Origin of the sequence: Kineosporia sp. NBRC 101731, assembly GCF_030269305.1 — a bacterium.
Taxonomy (GTDB): domain Bacteria; phylum Actinomycetota; class Actinomycetes; order Actinomycetales; family Kineosporiaceae; genus Kineosporia.
On the sequence record NZ_BSTC01000001.1, the window covers coordinates 77,903 to 95,348 of the forward strand.

Sequence of the window (17,446 nt, forward strand, 5' to 3'; positions counted from 1 at the left end):
TCGAATATCTTTACTACCTGTCTGATATCGCCTGATGATCGACATCGTGCGCCGGGGCGCATGAGCCCCGAAGATTCAGTTCCCCCCTGAAGAGCAATTGCCTGGCCGGAGCCACGTCGCCGTCGAGTCGACGCAGCAACATATCCACGGCCGCCCGGCCGATCTCGGCCGCTGACGGCCCGGCGGTCGTCATCGGTGGCGTGATCAGTTCGGCGACATGCGCGGGCATGTCCAGACACATCATGGACAGGTCATCGGGAATTCGCCTCCCGAAGTCCGCAGATGCCCGGATCAGTCCGGAAACAGCTTGCTCATTGGCGACGATAATTCCGGTGATCTTGGGCGAGGAATCCAGCAGCCAGGCAAAAGCGCTCCTGCCGCCCTCGGTCGAGCACTCGGCCTCCACCGGCACAAGATCAACATTAATGCCCGGGTCCGCCCGCTTCACCGCTTGCAAAATGGCATTCTTGACGGGATTCCGGACGCTCGGCCCGCCGACGAATCCCAGCTGCCGGTGTCCCAGGTCGATCAGATGCTGAACAGCCGCCTCCGCCGTCTGCTCGGCATCCGCATCCACGAAATCGAGGCCGGCCGGATCGGCGTTGCGGCCGATCATCGTGAACGGCACCCCGGCATCCACCAGCACCTGGATCCGGGGATCCTCAGCACGCACCTCCATCAGCAGCGCACCGTCCACGAGCCCCTGCCCGGCGAACTGGGTCAGATCGTCGACGGCCTCCACGTCGGCCGTCCAGAGCATCAGGTGGTACCCGCACCGCTGGGCGTGATCCGCTGCCCCGAGGATGTATTCGAGCGAGCTCGGTTGCGGCGAACCGGGATGGGCCGGGAGCAGCAGCGAGATGATGTGGCTGCGCTTGCTCTTCAGCCCCCGGGCGAAAGCGTTCGGCGTGTACTCCAGGTCCAGCATGGCCTGCTCGATGCGCCGACGGGTGGTGAGCGAGATCGGGCGGGTACCGGACAGGGCGTACGACACGGTACTGACCGACACGCCGGCCCGGCGCGCGACGTCCGCCATCGTTGCCACAGCGCACCTCATCCATGAAAGGCGTCGACGTTGACTGACCTTCTCGCTCAGGGATATTAGGGCGCTAGCCAGGAGACCGGAAGGCGTCGGGGCGTCGGGCCTCGATCTCCGACAGCGTGCCACGCAGCCGTGCAAGCGCCCTCGGACGGCTGGTCGGAGCCGTCGGCTGCAGCAGGGGCGGCGGCACGTCGATCAGGACGCCACTCTTCAGCACCACCCGAATGGACTCCGAACCCCTGATGCCCGAGGCAATTTCGATGCGCTCGATCTCGGACCAGGTGGCCCAGCGTTCGCGCAGCAGATAGCGCACGGCCACGCCCTCGTCGTCGACCTCGAGATACATCCGTAGGCAGCCCACAGCCAGGGCGAAAAGCCCGACCGCAACGGCACCCAGGATGCCCCTGGCCGTCGGGGAGACGTCGAGGTAGAGCGCGACGAAGGCCACGACGCAGACAGCCAGCAGCAACAGCGCCGGGAGCTGCACCGGTATGCGTCGGAGCAGCGGCGGCACCTGCGGGTGACGGTCATCGGCGGTGTCGACCACGGCCCCACCATACGTGCATATCGACAGCGATCATTAAAAAGATCCGGATCTATCCCGGAAAACCTTATTCATCAGGGTTGTTCGAGTGACGCGGCTGAGGCACGCCGGGCTCCTGCCCGTTCCGCGCCGACCGACGGCCCCTCTCGGCACCGCTGCGCAGCCCCGACAACATCGAGCGCACCTGGGTGGCGCGCTGCTGGGCGGCCTCCGTCGGCGCCGTGGAGGTCAGGCTCGAGCGACTGGCGCTGACCATGGGCACCGGTCCGGCCGCCGCGTGGCGCGGCACCGGCCGCTGCGACGGGCCGGCCTGAACCGGCTGGCCGGCCGGCCTCGGCGAACCCTCACCGGCCCGAACCCCGCCCGGGTGCCCCTCGGGCACCGGCTGCTCCTCGAACCCCGGCTCGTCCTCAGGAGCCGCGGTCTGCGAAGGAATCAGGGGCGGCATCTCCGGTCCAGACACCTGAAAATCAGGGTCGTCGAGTGCCGAGTGCGTCAGGTGGGGCGCCTGCGGTCCGTTCTCCTGCAGTGAGGTTCCCCGGGCCGCACGTACTTCTTCGGCCTGACGTTGCCGGCGCAGCTGGGCCCGGGTCGGGTACGGACGGGCCTCCTCGGCCGCCGGCAACGGTTCCGGCCGGACCTCGTTCCAAGGCTCAGGCATCCAGCCCGCCTCGACCGGCTCGACCGGCTCGACCGGCTCGACCGGCTCAGGCAGCTCAGGCAGCTCAGGCAGCTCAGTCGCCATCGGTCCGGATGAGCCAGGACCGAACGAGGCCGGGTCGAACGAGCCCGGATCTGACCCGAACGATCCGCCCGGGACCGGGTGGTCCCAGGCCTGCTCCGGCTGAACCGACTCACCCTGGCGCCCTGGCGCCCACGCCGACTCCACCGACTCGGGCGCAACCGGCCCGGGTGCGACCGGACCACGAACCGCATCGGGCCAGACCGGCCCGGGCAGACCCGGTTCGACCGGAGACCCCGGCGTCCAGACCGCTTCCCCCGACCCCGCCGCAACCGACCCGGATGCGACCGGACCCCTCTGAACCGCATCGGCCCAGGCCGGCCCCGGCAGACCCGACCCAACCCGAGGTTCCGGCACCCAGGCCGACTCCACCGGACCGGGCGCAACCGGCGCAGAGGACACCGGACCACCCTGAACCGCATCAGCCCAGACCGGCCCCGGCAGACCCGACCCAACCCGAGGTTCCGGCACCCAGGCCGACTCCACCGGACCGGGCGCAACCGGCGCAGAGGACACCGGACCACCCTGAACCGCATCAGCCCAGACCGGCTCAGGCCGGCTCGGTTCGACCGGGGACCTCTGCGCCCACGCCGCCTCGACCGACGCCGGCACACCCGACCCCGATGCGAGCGGGTCGGTCCAGACCTGCTCCGGCAGAACCGGCCCTCCCCGGGACCCGTGCCCCCAGGCGTCCTCCACCGAGGCCGGCACACCCGACCCGGATGCGACCGCACCACCCTGAACCGCTTCACCCCAGACCTGCTCGGGCTGAACCGACCCAGCCCGGGGCTCCGGCGCCCAGAGCGACTCCACCGACTCCGGGACACCCGGTCCGGCCCCGGCCCGACGACCCTGAACCGGTTCCGGCCGGACCGACTCGGTCAGGGGCCCCGGCCCCCAGAACGCCCCCGCCGGCTCCGGCGCCATCGATCCCGGTGCGGCCCAGGCCTGATCCGACCGACCCGCATCGCCCAGGGGGCCTGTGGGCCAGGCCACTTCCACCGGCTCCGGCACGACCGGTCCGGGTGCGACCCGCCGACCCCGGGCCGGCTCTTGCTGAACCGGCTCGTACGGGATCGGGTCGTACTGGCCCAACCCGTGCAAGGCCGAATCACGCTGCATCGGATCGTGCTGAATTGCTACGTCGGACAACAGTTCCGAATCCGGTGCGGTGGTCCCGGAAGGCGTGATCGGATCGAAGAACGTCTTCAGCTCCGCCTCCCGGCGTCCCCGCGGACGCGGTTGCGGGACCGTTGGAGCTTCGAATGATTCTGCTGCGGATGGGGCATCGACCGGAGCGTTCGCACCGAACGGTGCATCCAGCGACAGCGGGCCGGACAGCGACACCGGCGCGGGCAGTTCCTCCACCGGGACCTCCGGACGGGTCTGGCGGTCGTCCTCCAACGGCGCCCGATCGGCATACCCCTGCCGCCCGACATATTCCGGCAGGTCGGTGTAGTCGTCGTAGTACGAGTACGCGTCCTGGTCGGGCACCACCGAAGGGGGAGGTGCCTCGTCCGTAGTGGTGATCGGTGAACCCGTGCCCGGCACGAAGGTGCCCTCGGGCAGCCCGACCGTGACGAGCACGCCGCCGCCGACGGCCTGGGCCAGTTGCACCGTGCAGGGCACCTGCCGAGCGAGCCGGCCGGCCACGAAGAGCCCCAGACCGAGCGAGCCGATCTCGGCGGTCGAGATGCCGGGATCACTCAGGCTGCGGTTGGCCGTCTCCAGATCGGCGGACGAGAAACCGGGTCCGGAGTCTTCGATCAGCACCCGCACCAGGTCGGCGCCGGGCTGGACCTCCGCCTGGACCCGCACCTGCACGCCCCCGGCCGGGAACGCATAGCCCGTCGCGTTCTCGAGCAACACCGAGAACAGATGCACGAGTGGCAGGGCGAGGTGCGGACGCACCCGGTGGTCCACCTCCGCCGACACGGTGACGCGGGAACCGTTCTCGATCTCGCCGACCGCCACGGCGAGCACCTCGGACAACGTGGCCGCACCGGGCATCCGCCGTTCCGGCTCGCCGCCGACCATGACCATGAGCGACTCGCCGTTGCGGCGCAGCCCCATGGCCAGGTGCTCCAACCGCGAGATGGCTGCCACCCGGTTCAGGCCACGGCCCACGTCACTGAAGGCCAGCTGCTCGAGACCGGCCAGCTGACGGGCCACCAGTGTCTGGTTCCGGCGTGCCACCTCGACCAGCAAGCCGGTGGGCGGACCGGCGGCGACGGTCGTGGAAGGGTTTTCCGAGACCGACTCGACCGTGGGGCCAGGGGCAGGAAGGGGTTCGTAGCCGAAGGCCGACACCGGCGCGTGCGGCTCGGGCACCGGCTTCATCGCGGAAGGATCGGCCGGGGGCATGACCGTTCTCGGCAACGGCGACTCGATGTCCGACTGATCCACCGGCGCCGGACGGGTCAACCCGGGCCCGAGGGTCAGGGTGACGAGTGTCAGCACCAGACCGAGACCCAGGATCGTGAGAAGGACCGTACGCGCGGTGCCGTCGTTCGCCATGGCCACGCCCAGGGCACAGACCACGTCGAGCACGAGGACCGGCAGCGCGAGTAGTCCGAGCAGCCGTCGTTCACCGGTGTGAGGCACCGTGAGGGTTTCGGCGCGGGCGGCCCGGTGATTAAGTCGCAGCGCAATCGGCATTCGATCACGCACCGCGGTGGCACGATCACCCGCCACGCGCAGAACGCTCGTGCTCAGCTCCACGATCCGGAGCACCTGCGGCCGTATCGTCCTACTTCATGAAGGCCGTGGTCATCACCGAGTTCGGCGAGCCCGACGTGCTCCGCGTCCAGGACGTACCCGATCCGACCGTGCGCGCGGGCGAAGTGCTCATCGACGTCGCCGCCGCCGGCGTGAACCGGGCCGACCTTCTGCAGCGCGCCGGCCACTACCCGCCCCCGGACGATTCGCCGGAGTGGCCCGGTATGGAGGTCAGCGGGACGATCAGTGCGGTCGGCGCCGACGTCGACCACTGGACGCCCGGCGATCAGGTGTGCGCGCTACTGAGCGGCGGTGGCTACGCCGAGCGGGTGGTGGTGCCGCAGGGGCAGGTCCTGCCGGTGCCGAAAGACGTCGACCTGGTCGACGCGGCCGCGCTGCCCGAGGTCACGGCCACGGTGTGGAGCAACGTCTTCATGGCGGCGGGCCTGCGCCCGGGTGAGGTGCTGCTCATCCACGGCGGCAGCAGCGGCATCGGCACCATGGCGATCCAGCTGGCCACGCAGATCGGTGCGAAGGTGGCGGTTACCTGCGGCACGCAGGAGAAGCTCGAACGCTGCCGTGATCTGGGCGCGGAGATCCTCATCAACTACCGCGAGCAGGACTTCGTGGAGGCCGTGGCCGAGGCGACAGGTGGCCGTGGCGCCAACGTCGTGCTCGACAACATGGGGGCCTCCTACCTGTCGCGCAATCTCCGGTCCCTGGCCTACGGCGGCCGCATCGTTGTGATCGGCATGCAGGGCGGCGCGAAGACCGAACTCAACCTGAACCATCTGATGTCCCGCCGGGCCGCCCTGATCGCCACCACCCTCCGCGCGCGGCCCGCCGGCGAGAAGGAAACGATCATGGCGAGCGTCGGTCAGCACGTGTGGCCCCTGCTCAGTTCGGGCGTGGTGAAGCCGGTGATCCACGCCCGGCTGCCGATGACCGAGGCCGCGCAGGCACACCGGATCATGGCGGGCTCGCAGCACGTCGGGAAGATCCTGCTGACCACCTGACACCGGCTGACACCGAGTGGTTGCTGCAGCGAACCTTAGCCACGGGACTGCCTTTTTCATTACTTTCCGTAGCTGAAGTTGAAGGCTGAACGGATTCGGGTGCAGCTATGACCAAGCTCACTTAACAGTGAGTTAGGGCTCTTCATCGGCCGAGCGGACGATCCTCACCGGAACCGAGCGGTGGAGATCCGGCTCCTTGAGGGCCGAACGCCTCGCGTGGGCCCCTCCGGCAGGGCACGATGGAGGCATGACCAGCCAGCCGCACCCGTCTGCCGATACTGGGGACGTAACCGACATGTCCGACTCGGGCCTGGACGAATCGGCCGGCGTTCCGGACGAGCGAGTCGTTGTGGTGACGGCGGAGGGCATGGCGGTCACCGGCCCGAGCAACCGCGAGACCAACCCGGCGAACCAGATCGAGCAGCCCGCCAAGGTCATGCGGATCGGCAGCATGATCAAGCAGCTGCTGGAAGAGGTGCGCAGCGCCCCTCTCGACGAGGCCGGCCGCGCCCGCCTCGCCGGCATCCACGAGCGGTCACTGAAAGAGCTGGAAGACGGCCTGGCTCCCGAGCTGGTCGAGGAACTCCGCTCGATCGTTCTGCCGTTCGACAGCAACACCACCCCGACCGACGCCGAGCTCCGCATCGCCCAGGCCCAGCTCGTCGGCTGGCTGGAAGGGTTGTTCCACGGCATCCAGACCGTCTTGTTCGCCCAGCAGATGGCAGCCCGCACGCAGCTGGAGCAGATGCGCCGCGCCCTCCCGGGCGGCCCCGGTCAGGTGGCGGCCGAAGGACTGCCGGGCGCGCAGCAAGCCGGTCCCGGCGGCACCGGCCAGTACCTGTAGACGATCAGGGTCGGCAGGCAGACAGGGAACGAAGGTATCGCCGTGAGGATGCTCGACTGGATCCGGACGCCGGCCATCGGCTCGGCCCCCCTCGGTCACGGCGTGTGGCGTCGCGTGCACGATCGGTTCGCTCGGGGTGTGCGTCGTTACCGGGCGGTCATCGATGTCGTGCCTTCCCGGCCGGTCCGCATGGAGCTCGCGGAGATCGGTGAAGACCTCGACGAGATCCTCGAACTGGTGCGGGAGGCCTGCGAGCACGCCCAGGCGGCCGCCCCCAGCGAAGGCCCCGACGTTCCGGTCGGGCCCGGTGACGTCTATCTCGACGTGCACCGCCGCCTCGCCCGCGCCGCCACGCTGTGCGGGCGGGCGTCGGAGTCGGCGATGATGACGCGCGTCGCGGTCCGCATGAAAGACGCGGACGGGGTGCGTGACCACATCGATGCGGCCCGCCGCACGGTGAAGCAGGTGCGCGAGATGGTCGAGGGCGCGGTCATCTGACCAATTGCCCTCGACGTGACGTGGGCGGTCGACTAGCGCTTGCTCTTGTTCCTGGCCTCACGCCGGGATCGGGGCTGGGCCGGCGGCCGCTCCTGGGCGTCGTACCCGTCGAAGAACGGGTGATAGGCCTCTTCGGCGTCCGGTTCCGATATCAGAGAAGGCTGGCCGTAGGCCGGGGTGGCGTGCCGGGCCATACCGGTCGGCGGGGTACGCCGCGGCACCGCGTTCGGGCCGGTGACGGCCTGGATGGCACCGGTGATCGGGTCGTCCGCCGGGATCGGCCGGGACGGCGCCTGCCGGCCACGACGGGTCGGCTGGACCGGCTGCGACTGGGTCGGCTGTGACTGGGCCCGCTGGACCGGCTGCGGCTGGGCCCGCTGAACGGGTTGTGGCTGGGCGCGCTGGACCGGCTGTGTCAGGGGGGCCGACCGGACCGGCTGTGTCGCTGGGGCCGACCGGGCCGGTTGTGGCGTCGGCGAGGGCGACCGGACCGGTTCAGTGCGCGCGAATCCGGCGATGGCCCCCGAGATCGGATCGGCTGCCCGCGGTGTGCTGGAGATTTCCTGCTCCTCCAGCACCAGCGCGAGCGTGGGGCAGGCGGCGACCGCCCGCTTGGCGTTCGACTGCACGCCGCGGGTGACGGCGCGATCGGCCAGGATCGGGTAACCCCACTCGTCCAGGGTGATCAACTCGGGAACGAGCTCGGCGCACAGACCGTGGCCCTTGCAGGCCGGCCAGTCCACGCTGAGCCGTCGTTCCGCTGCCATGCGGGAAATCTACCTGCCGACCTTGTGGTCCAGGCCGGCCAGCAGGGACTCGATCACCTGAGCGACCCCGTCCTGGTCACAAGGCGGTGCCTGACGTGACGCAGCGGCAATCGCGTCAGGGTGCCCCCCGGCCATGGCATATCCGGTTCCGACCCAGGTCAGCATGGGGATGTCGTTGGGCATGTCGCCGAACGCGATCACCTCGTCGGCCTGCACCCCCAGTTCACCGGCGAGCCAGGCCAGGGCCGTTGCCTTGGTCACTCCGGGGGCCGAGATCTCGAGCATGTGGGCCAGGGGATCGGAGTGCACCACCTCGGCCAGGTCACCGAGGGTGCCCCGAGCCAGCACCAGCAGCTCGTCGGAGTCCAATTCGCCGTAGTGCTCGGCCGACTGCTTGCACAGCACCTTCACCACGGTCGGGGAGTCGAACAGCAGCTGGTCCAGCGGCGCTGCCTGAGCCTCCTGCGCGGCCGGGTGCATGGCCACGTAGCCGGGCTCGCGGCGGTAGCCGTTCAGGGTCTCCAGAGCGAACGCCGCACCCGGGATCGCCTCGCGCAGACGCCGGGTCACCTCCACGACCGTGGGCAGGGTCAGGGCCCGGCTGCTGACCACGGTGCCGGTGGCCAGGTTCAGCACCACCGCGCCGTTCCCGCACAGGGCCAGGCCCTGATGCCCGGTCATCTCGACGATCGGCTCCATCCACCGCGGCGGCCGGCCGGTCACGAACACCACGTGCACGCCCAGCCGCTCACAGGCGGTCAGCGCGGCCAGGGTCCGAGGCGAGATCCGGCCGTCCTTACGCACGATCGTGCCGTCGAGATCGCACGCAACCATTCGCATGCGCACATCCTGCCCTGCCCGACCGGGTGTGCGAACGCCCGAGGCGGGCCACATCGTCCGATGGCTGGATCTGGAGACCGATGGCCTACCGTTTTGGCCATGAACGGCGTGGACGGCGTGACTGGCCCGGAAGACCCCGAGGGTTTCGAGGGCTCGGAGATCCTGGAAGGCATAGAGGCCCTGGAGGCACTCGAAGGCCTGATGGGTCTGGAGAAGGAGCGCGAGGTCACGGTCTGGGCCGAGGGCACGCTCACGGTCACGGCCACCCTCGAAGAGGGCTCGCTGGTGATCCTCGGGGAGGACACGGACGCGGCCGCCCTCTTCGGGGAAGATGTCTCGCAGTACGAGTACGGCATCACCGTGGCGCCGGGCGATGTGCCCGCCGTGCTCGATGCCCTGGACGTGGCCGAGGGTGTGGATGTCCTGGACGCGCTGGTACTGCGCGGGGAGGACCTGGTGAAGATCGGCGAGGCGGGCTGGTTGGAGAGCATCGGCGTGCAGGCCGAATTCTGGTCCCGCATCAGCTGAGACCCCACGCGGCTGAGACCTTTTACGGCAAGGGGGAAGCGCCGGGCGGGCACGACATCCTTCGCGACGCCGCCCGGCGCCGAGGCCATGGGTACCGGGCCGGATCCGCAGGGCCCGGTCCTCGCCTCGCCGGACACCCCCCGCGGCGTCCCGGCCGGTATCCACGTTAGGCGCCCGACCGATCGGTCGGCACGCCCCACCTTCCGGGGACGTCAGTCGTCCCGGAAACCCTCGCCGTCGTGCAGCAGACCGTCCTCGACCGCGCGCCGGTGCAACGCGATCTTCGTGCGGGCCTCGCGTCCGGCGTGCGCATACTTCTCGCGCACCCGGGTGAGGTAGGTCTTGGCCGTTTCCACCGAGATGTCCAGCTGTCGGGCAACGGTTTTCAGCGGAAGACCAGAGGCGTAGAGCACCAGCGCACGGCGCTCCTGCGGACTCAGCGCGGGGCCGGGCTCACCGTGCTCGTCCGCCACGAGCATCGCCGCCAGGGCCGGGGTCACGTGCCCCTCACCCCGGGCGGCCGCTCGCACCGCATGGGCCATCTCGTCAGCGTTCTCGCTCTTCGGCACGTATCCCAGTGCTCCGGCCGAGACGCACTCGCGCACCCGGCGGGGGTCGGAGAAGGTGCTGACCACCACCACGGCCACACCCGCCGCCGACAACTCGACGATCTTGGCGCTGGCCGGCACGTCGTCACCCAGATCGATGTCGAGCAGCACCACGTCCACCGGGAACCGGGGATGCCGCACCAGCTCCCGGAACTCGGTGACGGCGATGACGACGTCCAGGTCGTCGGCCCGCGTGGTCAGCCAGGTGGTGAGGCCGTCCAGCATCAGCCGGTGGTCGTCCACGATGGCCACCCGGGTGCGCCGCACCGGGTGCTGCCGTGGGATCGACGGCAGACCGGCGAGTTCCAGTCGGTCCCGGTGCTTCACGTGGAGCTCTCCGCGGCCTGCCGCCTGGCCGTCCTTCAGCCGACCCGCTTGATCGCGCTCGTCCACCCCGCCCTCACACCCTCCCGTTGAATCCCGGCCCGTCCTGCCGAGCTGACCGGTGACCTGAGCCCATCATGCCGAGTGGGACGCATGGTTCCGGTCGGCCAGATCGGGAGAGTCTGTGCACGACCGGCCCGTTCGGCGTTGTGGGGGGCGCCCGGATCGGGAGCGCCCGGACAGATGGGGCCAGACGGCCGACAGTCTCACTCAGCGATGGATCTTGCCCCCACAGCTGCCGATAGTGGGATCCCCTAATCTTCGATGGAGAATCTGCGGCCGCCACGCCTGATCCGACGATGCCCCGCCCCCGTAGCATTCCCCTGATCGCTGTCACCGGGGTCGGTGCCGTTGTCACCGGAGTTCTTCCGGTGCTGGGCGCTCCGGCCGCGGCCTCACTGGCCTGTGGTCTGACCGTCGCCGTCATCGCCGGCGTACTCGGCCGGGGCCTGGACCGATCGGTCGGCCGGCTGAACACCGACGCCCGCTCGGCCCGGCCGTCGACCTGCTGCTCATCGCCGACCAGGAGATGTCTGCCGCCGGCGCCACGATCAGCGACGGCGTGCAGGACACCAGCGGCAATGCCGGCCAGATCGCCGAGCAGACCAACCTGCTGGCCCTGAACGCCACCATCGAGGCCGCCCGCGCCGGGGACGCGGGCAAGGGTTTCGCCGTAGTGGCCGAGGAGGTCAAGCAACTGGCGCAGGAGACCGCTCGCGCCACCGCCGAGGTGGCCGGTCAGGCCGAATCGATCGCCGGGTCGATGGCTGTGGTGGCCGACCGGTCCAGTTCCGCAACCACCGGTGCCCTTCGCAACCACAAGGCGGTCAGCGAGGTGGCCCGACTGGCCGGTGAGCTCAAGGACGTCGTCTCTGCCCTGTCGCTGCCGGAAGCCGACATCCCGCCGGCCTCCTACTCGATCGCCTGGGACCGGGCCGCGAACCGGCTCGACATCGCGCTGCGCGGCAACTTCGACCTGCCCACGGCCAAGGCCTACGCCAGTGAGCTGGGGGCTGCCTTCCACGAGAACAAGCCGGGGTGGACGGTCATCTGCGACATGAGTCAACTGGGCGCCACCACGCCCGAAGTGCAGGCCCAGATCGAGGAGACGATGGGGCCGGCCAGCCAGCTGGGTATCCGCTACGCCGTCATCCTGCTGGACAACCCGCTGGTCGCGATGCAGATGCAGCGTTCGTCCGACGCCTCCGGCGCGCCGATCGCCTACGCCACCACGCAGCAGGAGGGTGTGGCCATCCTGGCCCAGCACTGACGGACCAAAAGGGAGGACGCCCACGACAGCTGTCGTGGGCGTCCTCCATGGAGTTTCAGTTCAATGCTTCCAGCTCTACGTCGGTGAGCAGACGCGAGCGGATCAGGAAGCGCACACCGTGCGGAGCCTCCAACGAGAATCCCGCCCCGCGACCGGGAACCACGTCGATGGTGAGATGGGTGTGCTTCCAGTACTCGAACTGGTTGCGGGACATCCAGATCGGCACCTTCTCCGCCTCGAGCGGGAGCTCGGCCAGCAGCACGTCGCTGTCGCCGGTGATGAAATCACCCAGTGGGTAACACATCGGGGAACTACCGTCGCAGCAGCCGCCGGACTGGTGGAACATCAGCGGGCCGTGCTGCTCGCGCAGGGTGTGCAGCATCTGGACCGCGGCCGGGGTGAAGGCCACCCGGGTGTACGGGTCGTCTTTCCCCGCATCAGCCAGTTGAGCCTCCAGCGAGGCACTTTCAGTCATGTCCGCCACCTCCTTCGGCCAGTGTCACCCCGGAACCGGCTGCCGACCATCCCACGTGGACATGGCCGGCAGCCGTTCCGCCCCGGGCGCGCGTCCGCAGTCCCGCGCCCCAGCACCCCGGGCCGGCCCAGCCCGGCCCGGGGTGCGCGTCCATCGATCAGAAGAAGCCCTGCTTGTTCGGGGAGTAGCTGACCAGCATGTTCTTCGTCTGCTGGTAGTGGTCGAGCATCATCTTGTGGTTCTCGCGGCCGATACCCGAGCCCTTGTAACCGCCGAACGCCGCGGCTGCCGGATAGGCGTGGTAGTTGTTCGTCCACACCCGGCCCGCCTGGATGCCGCGCCCGAATCGGTAAGCGGTGTTGATGTCCCGCGACCAGATCCCGGCTCCCAGGCCGTACAGCGTGTCGTTGGCGATCTTCATCGCCTCGTCCTGGCTGTCGAACTTCGTTACCGAGACCACCGGCCCGAAGATCTCCTCCTGGAAGATCCGCATCGAGTTGTCACCGGTGAAGATCGTCGGCGTCACGTAGTAACCACCGGACAGGTCACCCCCCAGGTCGGCCCGCGTGCCCCCGGTGACCAGCGTGGCCCCCTCGGCCTTGCCGATCTCGAAGTAGGAGAGGATCTTCTCGAGCTGGTCGTTGCTGGCCTGGGCGCCGATCATGGTGTCGGTGTCCAGCGGGTTGCCGGCCACGATCGCCTTGGTGCGTTCGGTGGCGTCGGCCAGGAACGAGTCGTAGATGCTCGACTGGATCAGCCCGCGTGAGGGACAGGTGCAGACCTCGCCGGAGTTCAGCGCGAACATGGTGAAACCCTCGAGCGCCTTGTCGTAGAAGGCGTCCTTCTGGGCGGCGACGTCCTCGAAGAAGATGTTCGGGCTCTTGCCACCCAGCTCCAGGGTCACCGGGATGATGTTCTGGCTGGCGTACTGCATGATCAGCCGACCGGTGGTGGTCTCCCCGGTGAAGGCGATCTTGCTGATCCGGGAACTGGAGGCCAGCGGCTTGCCCGCCTCCACGCCGAACCCGTTGACGATGTTCAGCACCCCGTCGGGCAGCAGGTCACCGACCAGGTCGATCCAGTGCATGATCGACGCCGGGGTCTGCTCAGCCGGCTTGAGCACCACTGCGTTACCGGCGGCCAGCGCGGGCGCGAGCTTCCAGACCGCCATCAACAGCGGGAAGTTCCACGGGATGATCTGCCCGACCACGCCCAGCGGCTCGTGGAAGTGGTAGGCCACGGTGTCTTCGTCGAGCTGGCTGATCGAGCCTTCCTGAGTCCGGATCGCACCGGCGAAGTAGCGGAAGTGGTCGATGGCCAGCGGCAGGTCGGCGGCCAGGGACTCGCGGATCGGTTTTCCGTTGTCCCAGGTCTCGGCGACGGCGAGCGCCTCGAGGTTCTGTTCCATCCGGTCGGCGATCTTGTTCAGGATGTTCGCGCGCTCGGCGGCCGAGGTGCGGCCCCAGGCCGGCGCGGCGGCGTGTGCGGCGTCGAGGGCGAGCTCGATGTCCTCGGCGGTGCCGCGGGCGATCTCGCAGAAGATCTTTCCGTTGACGGGGCTGGGGTTCTCGAAGTACTGACCCTTGACCGGGGCGACGCGGCGCCCGCCGATCCAGTTGTCGTAGCGAGAGGCGTAAGTGGTGGGGCTGCCCGGCTGGCCGGGCGCTGCGATGACAGCCATGGATAACCTCCGACGCTTCTTCGGGCCGTCGTTGGACCGAAGCTGGGGCCGACGCTAAGTCCCCGAAGGTTGCAGCGACGTTGCGGACCGACGTTGTCAGCAGGGCTTTTAGCCCAGTCGGCCCAGTCGGGCCCGGGCGAGCGCCAGGCGGGGCGACCCGGCCGGCAGGATCCGGACCAGGGCCTGCCAGGCCGCGGCGTCGTCGCTGCCCTCGGACAGACGCACCCAGCGTTCCAGCACCGCGGCGCTTCCCGAGGCGAGCACGGCCTCCCGCACCTCGCAGACGAATTCGTCGGTCAGGGAACGAATTCCGGGGGCATCTGAGCCGGGGAGAGGGCTGCCGGTGAACTGTTCCAGCGCCTGCTCCACCCGGCCTTCGGCGAGGGCCTCGCGCACCTGGGCGATATCGGTCTGGATCGGCAGATTCAGCCGGTAGGGGCGGGAAGAGAGCAGGGACGGTCCGAGAACCCTTCTCAATCGGTTGATCTCGGCCCGAACGGTGATGAGGTGCTCGCCCTCGTCATGCAGGGCGACGTCGATGGCCTGGGCGGAGAGGCCGTGGGGGGCGCTGGCCAGCAGCCAGACCAGTTCGGTGTGGCGGCGTGAGAGGTCGACGCTGCGGCCGTCGAACTCGATCGTGCCGGCCTTGGCGCCCAGCAGCCTCAGGCGGGCTGCGGGTTTTCGGGGTGCCGGCATCGCGGCCACCGGTGTGGTGCGCAGCTGCAGCCCGGCCTCCACCGCGGCGGCGCAGGCCCGCACCAGTGCCAGGGTGCGGGGTCCGGCGACGTCCGGACCGCCGGTCAGGTCGATGACGCCGAGCAGGTCACCGGTCAGCGGGTGGTGCACCGGGGCGGCCACACAACTCCACGACTGCACGCCCAGGCCGAAGTGCTCGCCCGCGCTGATCTGCACCGGGCGCCGCAGGGCCAGCGCGGTGCCGGGGGCGTTGGTACCCGCGGCTCCTTCGCTCCACAGCGATCCCTCGACGAACTGCATGTTCTCGGCCCGGCTGCGCAGGCGGTGGTGACCCTCCACCCACAGCAGCCGGCCGAGGGCATCACCCACGGCCACGATGTGACCGGCCTCGTCCGCGTCGTCGGTGAGCAGACGCCGGATCAGCGGCATCATCGCGGCGAGCGGATGATTGGCGCGGTAGTCGGCGAGCTCGTTCTCGGGCATGTCCAGAGGGGCGGCCTCACTCTGCGGATCAACGCCGAGGGCGAGCGAACGACGCCAGCTGTCGGCGACGACCGGCCGGATCAGATCCGGCAGCGGCGAGGTGGGGGCTGCGAGGAAGTTCTCGTGAACCGCCGCCAGCGCTCCGATCCGCTTCATCGAGGACATGTCGCCGATAGTAAGTGAGCCATCTCACCAGCGCATCAGCCTGGTCGGGACATTTTCCCGTAGCGCGCCGACCGGTGCTCAGGTTCGGGGCACTCCCGGATGCGCCAGCACCCGGTCGACGAGGCCGTACTCGGCCGCCTCGGTGGCCGTGAACCAGCGGTCACGGTCGGCGTCGGCCTCGATCCGCTCCAGGGGCTGGCCGGAGTGCTCCGCGGTGAGCCGGGCGAGTTGCTGCTTCATCTTGATCATCTGCTCGGCCTGGATCCGGATGTCCGTGGCCGAACCCCCGACCCCGCCGTGCGGCTGATGCATCATCACCCGGGCGTGCGGCAGGGCGAACCGCTTGCCCGGGGCCCCCGAGGTGAGCAGGAACTGCCCCATCGACGCGGCCATCCCCATCACCGTGGTGGAGACGTCGCAGCTGATGAACTGCATGGTGTCGTAGATCGCCATCCCGGCGTCGACGGATCCGCCGGGAGAGTTGATGTAGAGCGAGATGTCGCGGTCCGGGTCCTGGGCCGCGAGCAGGAGCAGCTGGGAACAGATCTGGTTGGCGTTCTCGTCGCGCACCTCGGATCCGAGCAGGACGATCCGCTCGTTGAGCAGGCGGGCGAGTACCTGGGCATTGCCGGGCACGGTGGCGGTCTCATCGGTCATGCCTTCACCGTCGGCCCTTCCGGCACCCGGCTTCCAGTGATTCGGCCGCGGGGAGATCTGCTGCGGGCAGACAGGCCGGAGCTCAATCCGGGCGGCGTTGCGCCGTAGGCTTGGGGGCAACCGCCTGAGGAGGGTGCCATGCTGCTGCGAGGCCTGATCGGGACCGTTCTACGCCGGATCCGGCTCGGCCAGGAGCGCACCCTGCGCGACGTCGCCGAGGCCGCCCGGGTATCGGTGCCCTACCTGTCCGAGGTGGAACGCGGCCGCAAGGAGGCCTCGTCCGAGTTACTCGCGTCGATCTGCGGGGCGCTGGGCCTGGACCTGATGGATCTGCTGGCCGAGGTCCGGTTCGAGCTGGAGACCGAGCGTCTCGCCGAGCTGGCGTCGCAACCCCGCACCATCGGGTTCTCCGCGCTCTCCCAGACCGAACTGGCCCCGCGTCCTTCGTTGTCGGGGTCGGGTGGGGCGGTTCTGCATTCGGTCTCGATGGTGGCGGCCTGAGCATGGAAGACGCGTGGTCACGGTGTGGCGGCGCGGTCCAGGTCGTCGAACTGTCGCCTGAGCTGGTGGTACCAGGCCCGGCGGCGGGGATTCTCCCCGTCGACCGGGGGCAGGCCCAGGGCCAGGATGGGATCGGTCACCGCGTAGGTGGCCCGGTAGGCCAGCAGGCTGGTGGCCACGTCCATCCAGGCCCGGGTGTCCTGGGCAGCGGGCATCGGGCCGAGCACCGACGTGAACCAGCTGGGCAGCAGGGCCCCGCCGCCCACAGCGTCGGCGATCCGCACGCGTAACCGGTTCTGCAACGCCGACCAGGCCCGCTCCCCCTCGGTCACCACGTCGGCCACGGCCACCTGGTTCTCCTCGTCGGCGGCGAGCAGTTCGGCGGCCTCCAGCGCCGGGGCCGCCAGGTCATGCATGCGGGTGCGGGTCTCGGTCATCCCCGCCACCGCGATCTCGAACTCTTCCGCGGCCGCGACGTGACGGGGCTCCTCACGATGGGAGTCCGCGAGCACCGCCGAGGTCTCGAGCACCACATCCCGGTGGTGCGCGTGCTGCCGTAGGGCCGCGGCGTGGGCGGCGACGGCGGCCTCCAGCGAGGAACGTCCGGCCGGCTGCAGCAGTCCGGCCTTGGCCAGGTGCCCCTCCTCGGCGATCAGCGCCAGTTCCAGCTCCCGCCGGTCCAGGGCGTCCAGCTCGACCTCGGGCACCTCGGCCTGCAGGCGGATGTTCCGCTCCAGCCATTCCACCCGGGCGTTCAGCCGTTTCACCAGCGCAGCCAGGTCTTGGGCCGCGAGTTGAGCTTCCAGCGAGCGCCTTTCGACCTGCTGCAGGGTGTTGTTCACCTCGTCCAGCGACGAGCTGAGAGTGCCGAAGCGGTGAGGCAGGTCGGAAATCGCATCACCCAGGTCTTCCACGTCGTGGCGCAACTGCACCACGGCGTGATGGAGCTCGGTGTCGGGCGCGGAGCGGGGCTTGATCACGGCCATG

15 protein-coding genes and 2 pseudogenes are annotated in these 17,446 nt (G+C 69.6%); 6 read left to right on the top strand and 11 right to left on the bottom strand.

Annotation, left to right across the window (positions count from 1 at the left end):
- Positions 1-13: 13 nt before the first annotated feature.
- The 3 genes from QSK05_RS00355 to QSK05_RS00365 all read right to left on the bottom strand — a co-directional run bounded on the left by QSK05_RS00355 (position 14) and on the right by QSK05_RS00365 (position 5,049).
- Complete coding sequence (locus QSK05_RS00355; protein WP_285595140.1) at positions 14-1,036, bottom strand: LacI family DNA-binding transcriptional regulator; 1,023 nt, start codon at positions 1,034-1,036, stop codon at positions 14-16.
- Positions 1,037-1,109: 73 nt separating this feature from the next.
- Entirely contained in the window at positions 1,110-1,589 is a 480-nt protein-coding gene (locus QSK05_RS00360) for a PH domain-containing protein (protein WP_285592663.1), read from the bottom strand.
- Between the two features lie 64 nt (positions 1,590-1,653).
- Entirely contained in the window at positions 1,654-5,049 is a 3,396-nt protein-coding gene (locus tag QSK05_RS00365; RefSeq protein ID WP_285592665.1) for an ATP-binding protein, read from the bottom strand.
- Between the two features lie 35 nt (positions 5,050-5,084).
- On the opposite strand from QSK05_RS00365, the gene QSK05_RS00370 reads away from it, so the two are divergent.
- From QSK05_RS00370 to QSK05_RS00380, 3 genes are all read left to right on the top strand, one after another.
- Entirely contained in the window at positions 5,085-6,062 is a 978-nt protein-coding gene (locus QSK05_RS00370; protein ID WP_285592667.1) for an NAD(P)H-quinone oxidoreductase, read from the top strand.
- A gap of 295 nt (positions 6,063-6,357) precedes the next feature.
- Positions 6,358-6,906 carry a bacterial proteasome activator family protein gene (locus tag QSK05_RS00375; RefSeq protein ID WP_285592669.1) on the top strand — a complete coding sequence of 183 codons (549 nt, stop codon included), beginning with the start codon at positions 6,358-6,360 and terminating at the stop codon, positions 6,904-6,906.
- 42 nt (positions 6,907-6,948) lie between these two features.
- Positions 6,949-7,404 carry a hypothetical protein gene (locus tag QSK05_RS00380; protein ID WP_285592671.1) on the top strand — a complete coding sequence of 152 codons (456 nt, stop codon included), beginning with the start codon at positions 6,949-6,951 and terminating at the stop codon, positions 7,402-7,404.
- 32 nt (positions 7,405-7,436) lie between these two features.
- Here the strand turns inward: QSK05_RS00380 and QSK05_RS00385 are convergent, their stop codons facing one another.
- Entirely contained in the window at positions 7,437-8,171 is a 735-nt protein-coding gene (locus QSK05_RS00385; protein WP_285592673.1) for a ferredoxin, read from the bottom strand.
- Between the two features lie 9 nt (positions 8,172-8,180).
- Positions 8,181-9,011 (bottom strand): HAD family hydrolase, encoded by an 831-nt coding sequence (locus tag QSK05_RS00390; RefSeq protein ID WP_285592674.1) that lies wholly within the window; start codon positions 9,009-9,011, stop codon positions 8,181-8,183.
- Positions 9,012-9,110: 99 nt separating this feature from the next.
- Between QSK05_RS00390 and QSK05_RS00395 the strand changes: the two genes are divergently transcribed.
- Positions 9,111-9,539, top strand: a complete 429-nt coding sequence (locus tag QSK05_RS00395) for a hypothetical protein (protein WP_285592676.1) — start codon at positions 9,111-9,113, stop codon at positions 9,537-9,539.
- Between the two features lie 212 nt (positions 9,540-9,751).
- Here the strand turns inward: QSK05_RS00395 and QSK05_RS00400 are convergent, their stop codons facing one another.
- Entirely contained in the window at positions 9,752-10,474 is a 723-nt protein-coding gene (locus QSK05_RS00400) for a response regulator transcription factor (protein ID WP_285592678.1), read from the bottom strand.
- Positions 10,475-11,120: 646 nt separating this feature from the next.
- Between QSK05_RS00400 and QSK05_RS36190 the strand changes: the two are divergent.
- Positions 11,121-11,801 (top strand): annotated as a pseudogene (locus QSK05_RS36190) (methyl-accepting chemotaxis protein); the annotation flags it as partial.
- Positions 11,802-11,856: 55 nt separating this feature from the next.
- On the opposite strand, the gene QSK05_RS00410 reads toward QSK05_RS36190, so the two are convergent.
- The 4 genes from QSK05_RS00410 to QSK05_RS00425 all read right to left on the bottom strand — a co-directional run bounded on the left by QSK05_RS00410 (position 11,857) and on the right by QSK05_RS00425 (position 15,958).
- Positions 11,857-12,183 carry a DUF779 domain-containing protein gene (locus QSK05_RS00410; protein ID WP_352300174.1) on the bottom strand — a complete coding sequence of 109 codons (327 nt, stop codon included), beginning with the start codon at positions 12,181-12,183 and terminating at the stop codon, positions 11,857-11,859.
- Positions 12,184-12,433: 250 nt separating this feature from the next.
- Positions 12,434-13,957: an aldehyde dehydrogenase gene (adh, locus tag QSK05_RS00415; RefSeq protein WP_285592682.1), complete on the bottom strand. Its 1,524-nt coding sequence runs from the start codon at positions 13,955-13,957 to the stop codon at positions 12,434-12,436.
- 108 nt (positions 13,958-14,065) lie between these two features.
- Positions 14,066-15,301, bottom strand: a complete 1,236-nt coding sequence (locus QSK05_RS00420) for a GAF domain-containing protein (protein WP_285592684.1) — start codon at positions 15,299-15,301, stop codon at positions 14,066-14,068.
- 78 nt (positions 15,302-15,379) lie between these two features.
- Positions 15,380-15,958 (bottom strand): ATP-dependent Clp protease proteolytic subunit, encoded by a 579-nt coding sequence (locus QSK05_RS00425; RefSeq protein WP_285592687.1) that lies wholly within the window; start codon positions 15,956-15,958, stop codon positions 15,380-15,382.
- Between the two features lie 138 nt (positions 15,959-16,096).
- Here QSK05_RS00425 and QSK05_RS36195 point away from each other — a divergent pair.
- A pseudogene (locus QSK05_RS36195) lies at positions 16,097-16,316 on the top strand (helix-turn-helix domain-containing protein); the annotation flags it as partial.
- Between the two features lie 160 nt (positions 16,317-16,476).
- On the opposite strand, the gene QSK05_RS00435 reads toward QSK05_RS36195, so the two are convergent.
- Positions 16,477-17,445 (bottom strand): hypothetical protein, encoded by a 969-nt coding sequence (locus QSK05_RS00435; protein ID WP_285592691.1) that lies wholly within the window; start codon positions 17,443-17,445, stop codon positions 16,477-16,479.
- Position 17,446 lies beyond the last annotated feature (1 nt).